This window comes from Candidatus Ozemobacteraceae bacterium (assembly GCA_035373905.1).
GTDB lineage: Bacteria > Muiribacteriota > Ozemobacteria > Ozemobacterales > Ozemobacteraceae > MWAR01.
The window spans coordinates 1-15137 of record DAOSOK010000063.1 but is presented as its reverse complement, the minus strand read 5'-3'; the positions used below and the strand labels follow the sequence as shown (position 1 = coordinate 15137).

Here is a 15137-nt window from a genome sequence, read left to right as displayed (position 1 = left end):
ATAATCATGAATCCAACGGTTCAACTTTACCATGCCGGTTCAGGCTGTGCCAACACCCGCCGTGCGCCCGGATGACGCGCGTCGGCGTGTCGAGAGCCTTTCCGCGGCCGGGCAGCCTGGTTCCGATAATCGGCCCGCCGTTTTCCGTTCCAGGACCGGCATTGGCGATATATTTTTCTTTATATAATACGGCAGCCGGGGTCTCGGCAGGGCTCAATCCAGACCATACATCCTGAGAAGGTGGTCCCAGCCGATCATCAGGGTTTCCTGGAGCAGGAACGAGAAGCCGAGAAGCACGAACAGCAGGATGAGATACTTCATGTCACGCATCTCGAGAATGCGGATGAACAGGATCGAGTAGAGGGCCGAGCTGAACCCGACCAACAGGACCGCGAGCACGAAATCGGCATACCGGCCGAGGACGTTCTCGCACAGGTCGATGCCGGCCCACGTCCGCGTCAGAAACGGCCAGGACCGCTGCAGGTTGATGATCGCCGGGATGGCCGCCATCAGCCACTGGCCCAGCAGATTGAGCAGGTTCTCCTTCTGCTGGACGAATGCGTCGTGTATCAGCATCGTCAGCGAGAATGACTGGATGAACTGATCTTTCTCGTCGAGTTTCGAGAGATCCGGCATGGGGCCGTCGATGGCCCGATCCATTGCGCTCCGCTCATGCAGGGGAGGCATCTTGTCGCATCGCATCATGCCGACGATTTCAGACGACCCGCCGCTGAACGTCCGGATTCGACATGTCTTGGCGTAGGGACATTTCGGGTCGGGACAGGCCGGCACACGCTTTTCTTCAGGTGGTGTCATCGAAGGTGTTCTTTGCCTCGGTCACGGTCGCAGCGGCCGGAAAATTTCAACGCGGAGAGTTGCCTCTCGAACGCTCGTATTTCTTTCTGTATACCACTTTTCCCTTCCCGCCTCAAACCGGAAATTCGGCAGGCTCAGGACAGGCTTCGACAAGCGCAGGACGGCGGGGCTCTTCAGAAAGCACGCTATCGTATCAAAACAGGCTGGGAGGAATCGCTTGCCATCGAAATATCCCGGATATCCGGCACCCCGAGGAGACAGTCGCTCGCCGTCGGAATGGTCGCCTGCCCGGCATCGATCCAGCCCCGGATGCCGTCCGGATACTGGAGGATATTCGAAAATCCCGCTTCGGCAAGCTGCCTGCGCGCTTCGCCGCGGACGCTGACCGCGCCCCCGTCGTAGAGAATCACCAGGATGTCCTTCCCCGGGAAACGCCCGGCGATGTTTTCATGATTCCAGCCGGCGACGAACACCAGCGATCCCGGAATTCTCGGTTCAGCCAAGGCATCCGCAGAACGGCAGTCGATGAGGGCGATCGGCGCCCCGGCCGTCAGGAGCGAGACGAGTGTGGGCGTGGTCACCGCGGGCGAGCTGGCAATATACGCCGGATCGAGGTACGTTCCGCTCGCCTGCGGAACAATGCTGCAGGTTCCGGTGCATCCCGTGTCGCAAGCTGAAGCCAACCCGGCGCAACAAAAGATGATATAGAGCGAAGCGGATATAGAGAGGCGGCGAAAAAGCGTCTTCTCACGCATTTCAAACCGGCCGTCCCCGTTCGGGCGGGTCATCGTCAGATCGTCCTCAGGGCCTCGGCGGGGCTTGTGCGCCGGACGAGCAGCGCGGCAAGGAAACCGGTGAGGGCGCTTCCCGCGAGGGCGAGAACCACCCCCCGGGCGATCAGGCATGCGTCGATGGCCGTCGTCCAGGGAAGGCCGGCCTGTTTCAAAACCGGCATTCCGAACAGGACGAAGACGGAAAAGCCGACAAGCACCCCGCCCATGGCCCCGATCGATGCCGGCAAGAAGGCCTCCCAAACGAGCTGGGCGCCGATATCACGGTCCGACCAGCCGATCGAGCGCAGGATGCCGAACTCGCGGCGCCGCTCGACGAGGGCGGCGAGCTGGGACTTGAGGCTGAACAGCACCGCGACGCCATACAGCACGATCCCGAGGATCCCGGCAGCCTTCTCGTTGAGCCCGACGACCTTCGAAGCGGGTCGGAAGCAGTTGTAACTCGTGATGACGGCTCCGGTGATGTTTTTCACCCCGGCGATCGCCGCATTCTGCTCGAGAACGGAAGTGACCGCGACGATGAACACGTTCGCCCGGTCTCCGAGAGGCTCGGCCATCAGCGGAGCCAGCACCTTCGCCGCGTCATCCCAGACGAGATAGACGTCGGCGTGAACGGGCCTGACGCCGGTATCGATGATTCCCGTCACCCGGAACCCGACGCCGCCGATGTCGATGGTCTCTCCCACCTCGAGTCCGCGCACCGCGGCATACCCGTCGTCGAGCATCGCTCCGGGGCCTTCACTCCCCGTGGCGAGGCCGAGAAAAACGCCGCTTTTCACGTCGGAAGGCGCGCAACAGGTCCGTTCCACGGCGAGCGGCCGGCTCATGTCGATCCCGCCGAGCGTGAACATGTGCGCATCCTGCCGGCTGCGCATGCGGAACAGCAGAACAGGAACCACCTCGGCGACGCCGTCGACGGCACGCAGTTTCGTCACGAGCGAGCGAGGAAACAGGCATGTAAGGATCGTGTTCGCGATGAAGCCTTCCGAGGCATCCTTCACCCGGGGCAGCTCTGCGGGAGGGGTTGCGACCCCGGTCGAGGGCAGGGGCGCAAAGGCGGCGAAATAGCCGCCGACTCGCCTCAGAATCTCGTCTTCCGCAAGGCGATCCGCATGGAACAGCAGGGAAAAGCCGAGAAACGCCGATACGGCCAGCAGAAAGCCGAACATCACGGCGAGCGACCGGCCCGGTCTCCGCCGCTGTTCCCTCCAGGCAATCGAAATCGCTTCGTGTCGCGCCATGTTGACCGGATCCCGTCAGGAAACCGGCTCGAGAACGCCGTCACGGAGCCTCACGACCCGCTCGCCGGCCTCGATCGGATAGGCGCCGTGCGTCACGACGAGAAGCGAGGCGCCGCGTTCGCGAACCGCCGCACGGAGATGGCCGAGAATTTCGGCCCCTGTCTCGGGGTCAACGTCTCCCGTGGGCTCGTCGGCGAGAATCAGCATCGGTTCGTTGACGAGAGTGCGCGCGACCGCGACACGCTGCTGCTGGCCCACGCTGAGTTCCGCGGGCAGATTGTCGAGCCGGTCGCCGATTCCCAGGCGTTCGAGCCATTTCACGGCGCGGATGCGGCGCTCCGAAAGGTCGAGATCGCCGTGCATGAGCACCGCCTCGACGTTTTCGACAGCGCTCCACGACGGCAGGAGGTTGAAATTCTGAAAAATGATGCCGACGGTCTTGCGACGAAGACCGGCCAGGCTGTCCTGCGTCAGGGCCCCGATATCCACGCCGGCGATGCTGATCCTGCCTGCGTCCGGAAGATCCAGGCCACCGAGAAGCGTCAGAAGCGTCGATTTGCCGACGCCGCTCCGCCCGGTGATCACGAGCGTCTCGCCGGCTCCGAGAGACAGCGACACATCTTTCAGCACGGGTATCACCCGGCCACCCTGGCGAAAACTCTTCTTCAGTCCGGTCACGTTGATCATGGGTGCGGATTCCGTCATGGGTGGTTCCTTTTTCAGATGCTACGCAGCTGCTCGGCCGGCGGGGTCCGGACGGCGAGCCATCCGACGGGCAGGCCCGCCGCCAGTCCGCCCGCAACGGCAAGGAAAACACTGAGGGCCGCAACGCCCGGGATCACGACGAAATCGACCCGGGCAGGCACGCCCGTCCAGTATTCGAGGGAAACGAAGGGAATCGCGGCCGCCGCCGCCACGGCACCGGCGAGTCCGCCGAGGATTCCGGGGAAGGCAGCTTCAAGCAGGAGCTGACGCACGATCGCCGCCGAGGGCCATCCTATAGATCTCAGGATACCAAGTTCGCGACGACGTTCGCGAAGGGAGGCGAGCTGCGATTTGAGGCCAAACGCCGCGGCCAGGAAGCCCAGCAGAAGGGCGGCGGAAACGATCACGCCACGCCCCAGTCCAAGCACTTCGGCCGCCGGTTTCGCGCAGGCAAACGTGGAGATCATGCCGCTCTGGACGATTTCGCGCATGCGCGCGATCGCGGCGTCCTGCTTCGACGCATGGGCGACCTCGACGAGCATGACGTTCATCTCCTGGAACAGCGGCGAACGGAGGTTGCGGCTGATGACCTTCTCGGCGTCGGCGAACGTCAGATAGACGTCCGCCTTGGCCGGCCTGACGCCGGGCGCCACGATGCCGATAATGATGAACGGCCATCCGGCGATCGTGACGTTGGATCCGACTCTGAGGCCGTGAGAGACGGCGTATCCCTGCTCGACCACGGCGACTCCGGTGTCATTCGCATGCAGGAAGGCGCCCTCGACCAGGTCGGCGGCGCTGCAGACGGCTGGCGGCACCGCCGTTTTGTCGTCGGGATCGAAGCCCCCGACGGTGAATCGGTGGCCGTCGGCCGGGTTTCTGAACCTGTACAGCAGATACGGCGAAACGCCTTTGTACAGTCCGGGTTCTTTCCGTGCCGCATCGAGTACGCTGAACGGCAGGAGTTTCGTTTCGATCTGACGGGCGACGAACGCCTCGTTTACAATATCGACAGGTTTTTTATTGCACCCGGTGCACTCCTTGCATTTGTCGGCGCACCGGGCCGGGCGGGTTCCCGAGGCGAGCAGGGCCAGTTCCTCCGACGTCAGGGACGAGATGTCCATGCAGGCCGGGGCATACACGATGAAATGGGTTCCGGTCGAACTGAGAATGCCGCTCTCGATATACTGCGAAAAGACGAGGACGCTCAACAGAAGCACGGCCGTGGCGACCGCGACGGCATACCCGCCCGAGCAGGCCGCGAACCGCCAGGGGCGTCGCCTCGTCTCCCGCCATGCGGCCAGGAAGAGGTCCCGAAATGAAACCGATACCGCCATGAACTCTTTCGCCTCCGGAGAGGGCGAGTATAGCACACCCGCCCGCCGGAAGCCATGCCCCGAGCGGCTGAAACAGGGTGCCCCGGACGGTTCCGGCTTACCTGATCCGCAAAAATTCCGTCTCGTCCGCTCCGCACGCGGAACATTTCCTCCGTCGGAGGTCGGCCATCGGCATACCACACAGCGAGCAGACGAAATACTCCCGAGTCCACCAGTATAGGTCTGGCGGCCCGCTCCGCATCACCCGCAGTTGTGCATCGAGCCATTCCAGCATGGCAGGCGTGACGGAAGCAGCACGCCGCGCCTCGACACTTGCCGTGTCAGGGACGGCAACCTTTTCCGGAAGCGAGAGATCGCCTGGATTTGAACAGAGGCGAAGCGACTCAGCAATGGCGGCATCGACGGTAAAGCATGGAGTATACTCAGGCTGATCCTTCCGGCTCAGCCTTCCGCCGAGAACTTCCAGCCGTCGATTCAGGTGATACAGCAACACACGCTCGGATCGGGCCGCGACATTGAACACCCCGACGACGCCCGGGCACCGTTCGTTCTCGATCGTCTCGGAATACGCAATCCAGTGCGTGTACCGCACATGTGCGGCAGCAGCGAGTTTTCGCCAGGTTTCGATCTCGCGGAGACGGACGGCGTCCTCGTTCCGCAGCGACCCCGCCGCCACGGGAGTTTCTGCAAACGCGAAGAGCAGGATTCCCAGGAGCGCGGCGGACAGCAGCGGTCGTCGAATCGTCGTCATGAGCGGAGTGATGATACTACACAACCCATGGCGGATGTCCCTGTTCAGTTTTTTGCGATCTCAGGGGTTTCCGTCATGAGCCGTGTGCCTGGCGGTTGCGAAGGCGACCAGCGCCGATATGCCGATGAGAGCCGACAATGCCCAGAACAGGGCCCGGTCGAGCAATTCGAAGAGCGTCGCCTGCAGCGGGAAATACCGGTCGTGCGCCACGAAGAGCACGATGCCGGCGAGCAGCAGCTTGAGCCGTTCACGGCCTCCGATGCCTGCCGGAATATGGGCTCCGTGACGCAAGGCGTGCTCACACGCCCAGAACCTGTTCGCCCGATAGATCAGCACGCACTGGACGATGATGCCCGCGAGAAACAGGCCGATGAAAGCCCCCTTTCTCTCGAGGGAGAGGGCGTCAAGGTCGTAGAGGAGCGATCCCAGGGGAAACAGGGCCGAAACGGCCGCATAGGGCAACACGGCAACCGATCGCCGCCGAAGCGTCTGAAGGGCAAGAATGAAAAACAGATACCCCCAGGTCACGCTCATCGTTTCCATTCGACGTCACTCCTTTCCAGGTCGCGGCGAAGCAGCCCGTTGTGTGCCATCTCGGTCCGTCAATGCCGCGGACGCGGATGTATCATGGGGACGAACCGAACCGGCAGATCGTCGGACCGGATCATTCCTTCCTTCGTGCGCCGAACCAGGACGAGCCTCTGGAAGTCGGCCTCGCCGATCGGCATGAACAGTCTTCCGTTTTCGCGCAGCTGCCCGACCAGTTTCAGGGGGATCTCCCCGGCGGCGCACGTGCCAACGATCGCATCGAAGGGGGCCTCCTCGGGCCAGCCCTCATACCCGTCGCCGATCCTGATCTTCACGTCGTATCCGTTCGCCTCCAGCACCGTGCGCGCGTGTTCGGCGAGTTCCGGAACCACCTCGAGGCTGAACACGCACGCTCCGAGCTCCGCCAGAACGGCCGCCTGATACCCCGATCCGGTGCCTATCTCGAGGACCTTCTCTCCCTCTCGGACGTCGAGCATTTCCGTCATATACGCTACGATATACGGCTGTGAAATCGTCTGTCCGTACCCGATGGGTACCGGGTGATCGCCGTATTCGCCGCCCCGTCTCATGATCTCGGGAATATACACATGGCGCGGAACGCGCCGCATCGCACCGAGCACGCGCTCGTCGCGAATTCCATAGGCCACCAGGTCGCGCATCATCGCCTCATGCGCTTCACGCATACTCTCACATCCTCTCCGAGCCGTCCTTCTGTGCGGTCCGGGCCCGGCACGATGTTCTATTTACATCGCTACTTTATTTATCCGGGTCGGGAAGTCTGACGGCCTTTCGAACCTGGGAGAACTGGACCGGCCGTTCCGTCTTCGTTGAAACGACCGACTTTTCCGTCGTTCTCATCCGGATATAGGGAAGCAGTGCCTGCAGGAGTTCCGGGTAGAGACCGGCCGGCAGGAAATCCGGCGCCGCCGAGAGAAACTCGCGTATGCGCCCGACGATCAGTCCGGTGGTTTCCTCTTTGGACTTGCCCGCGGCCCTGGCTTCGAAGTCCGGCATCAGGGATTTCAGACTGCCCTTGACGATCGAGTCATGGAGAGCCGTGATCGCATCGGGCGGCAGCATGCCGAGCAAGCTGTCGCGACTGGCAGCGGGCATCCTCAGGAATGTGTCGGAGATGTCGAAAAGTTCTTTCAGCGCGGCCGTTTCGTATTGCCTGGCCCCGACCTGCCAGATACCGCCCGAAGAGTCAGGGGGTTCTTCGCCCCTGAGACGGGGCTGGTCAATGCCGTTTTTCTCGACGAACTGATAGAAGATCGTCCGGGCGCGAAGCGTGCAGCTCGACCAGTATTTCTGGCTGTATTCCTGCCACATGCTGTCGAGGTTGTCAAACAGGGTGCCTCCGATGATTTTCCGGACCGCGCCGGCAGGAATACGCCCTTCGGCCAGCACCAGAATGCAGCGCGAAATCGACAGTCCCACAACTTCGATCGGAAGCTTGCCGCTCGTTTCAGCCATATCGTCTCCGTCCTCTCGTTCTATCCGTGAGTGTATCGATCCGGGGTTCTCAGGTCAAGCACCGTTTCTCCCGGTCTCTCACTCGCGTCCGTATGTGGCCGCAGCCTCTTCGGCGGCTTTTCGGGCCATCGCCTCGCGGATTTCCCGGGCCCGTTTTTCCGCCGCCCGCGCTTCCCGGACGATGTTCGCCCGCTCGACGCTGTCGAGGGAAACGAGCCGATCCGCGGCCTGCACGTCGGTCTCCCCTGCCGGCCGAAGGCCGAGAAGTTTCAGGGAAAGCCGTGCCAGCTCTTCCCGTCGATCCGGCTCGGTGACGAAGCGTTCCGCCCTGACCACGCCGGTGAACCGGCCGGGAATCTCGCGAAGCACGGCGAGGGCGCCGTCGACGAACGCCCCCCGTCGCTCCAGGAAATACCCGTCGTGAAGGAGCCAGGCGAGCACCAGGGCGATCCGGCCGCGCTCGGTCTGACCGCCGACCCGTTTCATCACCTGGAGAGCCGGTGTATCGGGTGACTCGCAGCCGAGGTCCAGGAGCAGATCGCGGAGGACGGCCGTCAGGTCGACGCCGCCTTCCGGCCCGTCATCCGCCCCGGGTGTTCGGAGAAACCAGTACGGCGTCTCGGCCAACCGGCGGAGAAGCAGTTCCAGCGAAGGTCCTTCGCGCGTCGTCATGTAATCGTCCTTTCATACTGCTTGCGGCTGAACTCACGGGCGAAACCGACGAGATCCTCGAGCGTCCTCACCACGGATATATCCCAACCGATATTTTTGGCCCGGGCGGTCCAATGATACGCGTCAAGGTCTGCATACAGGTTGAGGGCGAGCGTGCCGCCGGCCCGGCCGCGTTCGAGAGCCATGCGGGCGGTTTCCCAGCCGCTGACGCCCTTTTCGTCATCCTGGAACATGGTATCGATGCCGTCGTCCGAGATCACCATCACGTGAACCGGCCGGTCCTTCGGGGTTCTGCCGTCGAACGTCTCACGGAGCAGGTGGATCGGGAAGCAGGTGCCGCCGCCGAGATAGCCTGTCAGGATGGCCAGGAGCGCCCGCTCGTCGCGGACGAACTCGCCCGTCGTCTTCACTTCGTTCTTGCCGCTCCAGAGCGTCGCCTTCACCCGTGATCCGGCCCGAAGGGCGGAGAGGATGATGATGGCGCCGGCCAGCGCCGTATAGGAGGTCGTATATCTCGGATCCGGCATCGAGCCCGAACAGTCGACGTACAGGTCGAGGTCGACCGGCAGGGTTTCGGGCTCCTTTCCCGCCACGATGCCGACCCGTCGCCGGACCGTCGTGACGCCGGGGATGATCACGGGCGACACGGCCGCCGTCTCGAACAGATCCATTTCATCGACAGGCGAACCGATATCCCATGTATCCAGCCCTTCGATCTGTTCCTCCGTCGCTTCGGGCGCCCGGCGCCGGGGAAACCGCGCCAGATAGGGCCTCGCGCGTTCCCGGTAGTAGGTGATCGCCAAGTCGGCCGGCGACAGGTTGATGCCGAGTTCCCGGAGGAGTTCGCCATACTGATAGGGCTCGCGGAACTGGCCCGCGCCGCCCGCCTGAGCTTCCCTGGCTCTCCCTTCGTTGTCCCCGTCGTTGTCTCCATCGTCTTCCCGTCCGTCCTGGTCGTCGCCCGCTCCCTCGAGCCCATTCAGTTCAGGATCGAGGGAGGGGTGAATGGCCCCTTCGGCTTCTCCGGCATCGACCTCGATGAGGCCGTCCGGCACGACGTCGGCGCCGGAGCAGGTTTTCTCGAGATCACGCAGATTCCGTATCCATTCGCCGGCGTCGTGCTCGGTCGCCTGGGCGATATGGGGATACAGGAGGGACGCGAACCTCCCCGCACCCTGGAGCCAGTCACGGCTGTAAACGCGCACCAGTCGCGCCCCGAGATCGGCGTCGGCCCTCAGTCTCGGGGTCACCTTCCCCGTCGAAAGCGTCCCGACCGGGAGGCTCCAGAGCATTTCATATATATGCATATACAATGTCCAGACGGCGTCGGTCTTTCCGTCGGCCCGCAATGCCCGGAACAGGCCGGCGAAATTCATGCCGCCGGAGCGATGGAGCCGGTTGTTGATGAGAAGGTCCGCGTACAGGTTCGCGACGAGGCCCGCGTGGCGCTCGAACGTCGGCAGGGCGCGTCGGATCCTTGCGAGAAGGCGAGCCTGGTCGGCGAGATCGCCCGGGCAGTATACGTGGTGGCCGATCTCGTGCGCGAGAATCTGGAGCGGAAACCGGTCGAGGCCCGCCCGGACCAGGTTCGGAAAACTGATGACCACCGTCTGGTCGTTCAGGCGGATCATGGCCCCGGAATCGTCGTTTTGAAGGCCTTCGGCGGCCGCTTCGGCCGCGGTCACGCACCAGCGGGGTTCGCGAAGTTTCGTGTGACGGCTCCAGGCATCCAGCGCCGCTGGCCAGTGGGCTCGCCAAGCCCCGATCCGGCCATCGTTCCCGTTCATCCCGCCCTCCCGGTACCGTCCGGAAGATCGACGGTCCGGCCAAAGACCAGCACGCGATGCGAATGCCTGAGGGTGACGACGGCCGTCGTGCCGTCGCAGGCGACGCCGGTCGGATACGCAAGCCGGTCGCACCGTGTTTTCAGACCGTTCCACGCGATCGTTCCCTCCCCGGAAACCGTGACATCGTGGGCGTCGTCCCGGAGAGCCTGTTTCGAGGCTGCGCCACGGCTTCCGTCCCGGCATATATCATCAAATATTTGTGAGAACACGACGCCGAAAACATCGGCGTTCATCCGCCAGGCCCGGCCGCCATCGGACAGAACGAGAGCACCGTCGGCGACGCAGGCGCGGGGCGGCGCCAGGAACGGGCCGCCGAAACCGCGGAACCCGCCGGCGTCCGCGACGAGCCGAAGCGTCTTCGGCCGGCCGGCCGTTCCATCGACGGTGCGGGCCGGATGCAGCCAGGGGTCTCCAGCAAGCGCCCGGAGAAGTTCCGACGGGGAGACGGGACCGCCCGGGCCTGCCCGCGGAACTCCGAGAACCGGGAAAAACACCGCTTCGCTCAGCCGCTCCGCCGCGCGCAACGCCGTCGTCCGCTGGTGGGCCATTCCGCATCGCCATGCAAGGACGCGTCCGGCATCGAACAATTCCTCTCGCCCCGAAACGCTCGGAGCAACCATAGCCAGAAGATCCATCCATTCTTTCGACCGCGCACCGGGAGTAGCGTCGATCTGAAGAGCCGCGTTCACCAGTTTCCCAGCCGTTTCATACGGGGCCTCGGCGAGAAAGACATGGAGCGAGGGAAGCAGTTCCGTGATGACCCGCCGGAGCAGATCCGTTCTCGCGCCATCGCTCAGGATTCCTCTTGCAAGCAGGTCGAGAAGCAGATCGTAGAGCGTTGCGACAGCGGCATCGAGACGCTCCGGACCATGGCGCGCGACCGCGTCCGCGACCGGCGCCAGCATGCGGAGATGCTGCGCGAAGATCGTTTCATCGAGACCGGGAGACGATTGCCGGGAGATGAAAAAGGCGGTATTGAACCGCTCGCGCCCGCGCCGGAACGCTTCGGCCAGCGGTCCTGAAACCAGGCCCTCTCCCTTGGCCGGACCGGCGATGCGTTCACGTCCGCTCTGGTTCACGCGCCGCCCTTCCAGGACAGCCATTTGAGATAATTGGTATAGCGCTGGTGCATGTATTTCAGGGCGAGCACGTCGTCGAACAGGTGCCCGTACATCTTGCGCCCTTTTGCAATCTCCCCAAGTTGCCGTTCGATCACGGCGAGCCGCTTTCTGACCTCGGCTTCGCCGACGCCGTCGAGTCCTTTCCCGATTTCCAGGAGCAGGTCGGCGACGGGGTCCTCCTTTTCGAGGCCGAGCCGGTCGAACTCCTGACAGGAAAGATCGAACAGTTTCCTGATCCAGCCGATGCGGTCGATGCGGAACGTCGTATGGCCGGGCTGCTCGAAAAACGGCGAGTCCGGGTCCTGGACGAGCTTGTCGTGCAGGACGAACGGCATGATCTGGCGCACGTCCTCGAACCCGACTTCGTCGAAGCCGCGGAACCAGGCCAGGGCCTTGGCGTAGGCGAGAACCGTCATCATCGCGCGCACAGAGAGGCCGTTGCGCGTCTGGCTGCCGAGATCGCGGATCCGGTCTTTGCCGGCGTCCTGCCCCGACATCGCCTGCCAATCGATCCCGCCGAGCTTCACGGTATCCTTGGTCTTGTATTCGATCTGGTCCGCGGCGATGTCGCAGAACTCGAAATGCGAGGTGAAGAACTCGATTCGCCGCAGGAGCGAGGGCGGGATCTCGACCGCGAGAATCTCGCGATGCGCCCGGTCGATCTCTTCGCCGGAAAAGACAAGCCCGGCCGGAACGACCTCTTCGGGCCGGACCTCCTCCTCGATGCGGATCAGCAGGTCGCGCAAAAAGCGCGTGTTGAAATGCAGCGCTTTCACCACGACGTCGATGCGGTCGCGCAGGGCCTCGATGACCTGGTAGGTACCGCCGCCCGCGTCGTCGTTCGCCGTGAGATACCAGGCCGACGGCGGGCATTCGTATATCTGATCGTATAATTCGGCGTAATCGTCTGCGAGCACGGTCAGCAGGGCCGACTGGGTGCGCGTCGGAATGCGGTTGTACTCGTCGATGATTTTCACGCGCATCCCGAGCCATTTCCGCCACGATATCTTCACGTCATCCATCGTCTGGGCATTCACGAGCGATGAGGGGAGGGGGTTTCCAAGCAGGTCGGCGATCGTCATCTGCGGTTGGCCGTGCTGGATGGCGCGTTTGATATCTTTCAGTGTATATCCTGCCATGACCCCCATGAGGACGGCGCTGGCGGTTTTTCCGCGCCCCGGCCCGCCCACCAGCAGGCAGCGGCGTCGCAGGACGAGCGTCAGGAGCGGCAGGAGGACGAAACTCGAGTAACTCTGGTCGGTCGGCAGGTTCAGGCGGCTTTTGCGGTCGCCGAGGGTGAAGCCCTGCGGCGGCTCGTCGTTGAACTCGATGTCGTAGAACGGACTGATGATCGCGTGGTTGATGATCCAGAAATACGCCTGGCGGAGTTTTTCGTCGAGGGCCGGGCCGGCCTCGCCCTCCCCGGGGGTCCCGCCGGTCCTCCGGACGTCGATGGGGCCATCATACAGGTCGGCGACGTCGAAACCGCTCTTCCGCCGCGTCTTGCGGGACAGGTGGGTCGGCGACGCCGACACCTTTCCGAATACCGAGGCAAGCGACGCGAACGTGTCTTTCAGACTCATGGGACGTTATCCTCCATCGGCGGGCCGCCAGCTCCACGGCTGTTTCACGAGTGTTTCGGGGGAAAGGGCGCTCGAGTAGGTTATGGCCTTCCCTCCCCCGGCGAGCGGCGCATCGAGTATACCAATATCTATATTCATTCCTGGGCCGAACAGGCATTCCAGGATCCGGCGCATGGCCTCTTCTTCGCCTTCCGCCCCCCGGAACCGGAGCACCAGGCTTCCGTCCGTTTCCTGGCGAAGAGAGAACTGCGAAATCGGCAGATGCCCCAGGGCCCGCGTCACGTCGATCGAGTTCACCACTTCGCCGCCGCTCGTGAGAAACAGCACCGGTGCGCGCCCCTCGAGCCCGAGAAGAACGGGTTTTCCCTCGACCCAGCCCAGCGCGGCCGTGTCGCCGGTCCGGTACCGCAGCAGGGGCAGGAAGGGGTTCCGGCCGCAGGTCAGAACGATTTCTCCCCTCTTCCCGGGCGGGCAGACACGGTCCCGCTCGTCGAGAATCTCGACATAGAGGTCGTGCGGCAGGATTTCGTGGCCGTGGGGCCCCGCGAACGCGACGAACCGCGACTCGTTGAGGGAATACACGTCGAAGACCCGGCACCCGAAGCGCGTTTCCAGCATCGCTTTCAGCCCCGGCAGAAGGGACATGGCCGAGGAAACGAGTGCGCGGGGCCGGTGGCGGAGGGGCAGTTCGGCGAGCGCGGCGAACGCGACGGGGTCACCGGTCAGGATCTCCGGCGCCGTGTCGTCGAGAAACCTGACCGGGTCTTCCGGGTGCCGCCATTCGTGGGGGTTCAGGTTGACCTTCACGTATCCTGCCCCCCCGAGATACGACATGATCGTCGCATGGGTGAACGTGGCGGTCTGGGCGCAGACCTGGGCGATCGCGACCCGGTCAGGCCCGGATTCGAGCGCGATTCCGGCACGCCCGAGCATCACGCGCAGGGCGGCCAGATACGCACCCGCCGTCACCGGGTGCGAAAGCACCGACACCGCGTTTCCCGTCGTTCCCGACGTATAATAGGCAAGCAGATCGTCAAGCGGCTGGTCATCGGGCACGAAGGCCCATGGCTCCCGCCCCAGGTCCGCGCGGCTGCAGGTCGGAATCTCGTCGAACCGGCAGCCGGAACGGGCCCGGCGCCGGTACGCCGGCACGTGTCGCAGGCATTTCTCCGCAAACGGTTCGAGCCAGGCCGGACGACGGTCGCCGCCGACCCAGCCACTTCCGGCCGGCCCGCAGCGCAGGTCAGCCTCGAACGATCCGATACGGTCGCAGAATTCCCGGGTCAGGCGGTCGCCGCAGGGGAAGGTCCAGCGCGGCGCATGGGGATGTTCACGAAGGCGTTCCAGCATCCGGCGCCCGGTTTCGTCTAGGAGCGGGAACCGCTCTTCGTCAGTCAGTCGTCTGTCGCCGGGCATCGGCATGCGTTCTCGGGAACACAGGCGCAGATCACGCCCCCCCCGCCTTGCCTCCGCTTCGATAGGTTTTCCCGATGCCCCATGCCTGGCCGATCGTATCACCGATGTTCCAGTACCGGTTGTCAGGCATCGTGAGAATCAACCCGTGCATTTTCGTCATATCGGGCTTGTCGTCGGTGAGAATCAGGGGGTCCGCATAGGCTGCGACGATCTCGCCGATGAAAAACGTGTTGCTGGGAAGATCGACCGATTTCACGAGCTTGCACTCGATGCACAGCGGGCACTCCTCGATCATGGGAGCGAATCTCAGCTCGTTGGTGAACGTCTTGAACACGCCCGCCTTGCTCGCCTTTCTCGCCGAAACGAGGCCGCAGTAGTCGACACGCTCGATCAGTTCCTTCCCGGGAAGGCAGACGCTGAACTCGCGATGTTCCTCGATGGCCGCCGTCGTGGCATGCCCCTTGTAGAGGCCGATGCCAAGCATGGGCGGCTGGGCGTTCACCCGGCTGATCCAGCCGACCGGGCTGAAGTTCGGCTCCCCATTATGCATCGTGCCGACGAGCACGACCGGCATCGGCACGAATGTATTTTTGTCTATACTTTTCAACACAAGCGATTCCTCCCTTTCCGGAACCGGCGGCTGCTCTTCCCCCCGGCTCCCCATTGCCTCTCGACGTTCATTTTATCCGATCCCCCGACGTTCCACAACCCGGCCGCATCATCGCCACAGGCCCATCAGCAACTCCGCATCTCACAAGGAACGCGGCAAACTTCTCGCATCTACTCGTCTTGTATGTTCAGTTGGGGGTGTTAACGTAGATGTTGAATTTGGGTG

Annotated in this window: 15 protein-coding genes; all 15 read right to left on the bottom strand. The window is 63.5% G+C overall.

Annotated elements, in window-relative coordinates:
• Window positions 1-213 precede the first annotated feature (213 nt).
• Window positions 214-816 carry a hypothetical protein gene (locus tag PLU72_19600; GenBank protein HOT30388.1) on the bottom strand — a complete coding sequence of 201 codons (603 nt, stop codon included), beginning with the start codon at window positions 814-816 and terminating at the stop codon, window positions 214-216.
• A gap of 185 nt (window positions 817-1001) precedes the next feature.
• On the bottom strand, window positions 1002-1604 hold the full coding sequence (locus tag PLU72_19595) for a rhodanese-like domain-containing protein (protein HOT30387.1): 603 nt from the start codon (window positions 1602-1604) through the stop codon (window positions 1002-1004).
• 2 nt (window positions 1605-1606) lie between these two features.
• Window positions 1607-2848: an ABC transporter permease gene (locus PLU72_19590; GenBank protein HOT30386.1), complete on the bottom strand. Its 1242-nt coding sequence runs from the start codon at window positions 2846-2848 to the stop codon at window positions 1607-1609.
• Window positions 2849-2863: 15 nt separating this feature from the next.
• The gene (locus PLU72_19585) at window positions 2864-3553 is read right to left on the bottom strand and encodes an ABC transporter ATP-binding protein (protein ID HOT30385.1); all 690 of its coding nucleotides are present in this window, start codon (window positions 3551-3553) and stop codon (window positions 2864-2866) included.
• Window positions 3554-3567: 14 nt separating this feature from the next.
• Window positions 3568-4890: an ABC transporter permease gene (locus PLU72_19580; protein ID HOT30384.1), complete on the bottom strand. Its 1323-nt coding sequence runs from the start codon at window positions 4888-4890 to the stop codon at window positions 3568-3570.
• Window positions 4891-4987: 97 nt separating this feature from the next.
• Window positions 4988-5641, bottom strand: coding sequence for a hypothetical protein (locus tag PLU72_19575; protein ID HOT30383.1), 654 nt, complete (start codon window positions 5639-5641; stop codon window positions 4988-4990).
• 60 nt (window positions 5642-5701) lie between these two features.
• The gene (locus tag PLU72_19570) at window positions 5702-6184 is read right to left on the bottom strand and encodes a hypothetical protein (protein HOT30382.1); all 483 of its coding nucleotides are present in this window, start codon (window positions 6182-6184) and stop codon (window positions 5702-5704) included.
• A 59-nt stretch (window positions 6185-6243) separates the two neighbouring features.
• Window positions 6244-6873, bottom strand: coding sequence for a protein-L-isoaspartate(D-aspartate) O-methyltransferase (locus tag PLU72_19565; GenBank protein HOT30381.1), 630 nt, complete (start codon window positions 6871-6873; stop codon window positions 6244-6246).
• 73 nt (window positions 6874-6946) lie between these two features.
• Entirely contained in the window at window positions 6947-7663 is a 717-nt protein-coding gene (locus PLU72_19560; protein HOT30380.1) for a hypothetical protein, read from the bottom strand.
• Window positions 7664-7741: 78 nt separating this feature from the next.
• Window positions 7742-8335 carry a hypothetical protein gene (locus PLU72_19555; GenBank protein ID HOT30379.1) on the bottom strand — a complete coding sequence of 198 codons (594 nt, stop codon included), beginning with the start codon at window positions 8333-8335 and terminating at the stop codon, window positions 7742-7744.
• Window positions 8332-10122: a vWA domain-containing protein gene (locus tag PLU72_19550; protein HOT30378.1), complete on the bottom strand. Its 1791-nt coding sequence runs from the start codon at window positions 10120-10122 to the stop codon at window positions 8332-8334. The genes PLU72_19555 and PLU72_19550 overlap by 4 nt, the downstream gene beginning before the upstream one ends.
• Window positions 10119-11261, bottom strand: a complete 1143-nt coding sequence (locus tag PLU72_19545; protein ID HOT30377.1) for a hypothetical protein — start codon at window positions 11259-11261, stop codon at window positions 10119-10121. The genes PLU72_19550 and PLU72_19545 overlap by 4 nt, the downstream gene beginning before the upstream one ends.
• A complete protein-coding gene (locus PLU72_19540; GenBank protein HOT30376.1) occupies window positions 11258-12886 on the bottom strand; it encodes an AAA family ATPase in 1629 nt (542 codons plus the stop codon). The genes PLU72_19545 and PLU72_19540 overlap by 4 nt, the downstream gene beginning before the upstream one ends.
• Window positions 12887-12892: 6 nt before the next feature.
• Window positions 12893-14308, bottom strand: a complete 1416-nt coding sequence (locus tag PLU72_19535; GenBank protein ID HOT30375.1) for an AMP-binding protein — start codon at window positions 14306-14308, stop codon at window positions 12893-12895.
• Between the two features lie 25 nt (window positions 14309-14333).
• Window positions 14334-14912: a flavin reductase family protein gene (locus PLU72_19530; GenBank protein HOT30374.1), complete on the bottom strand. Its 579-nt coding sequence runs from the start codon at window positions 14910-14912 to the stop codon at window positions 14334-14336.
• Window positions 14913-15137 lie beyond the last annotated feature (225 nt).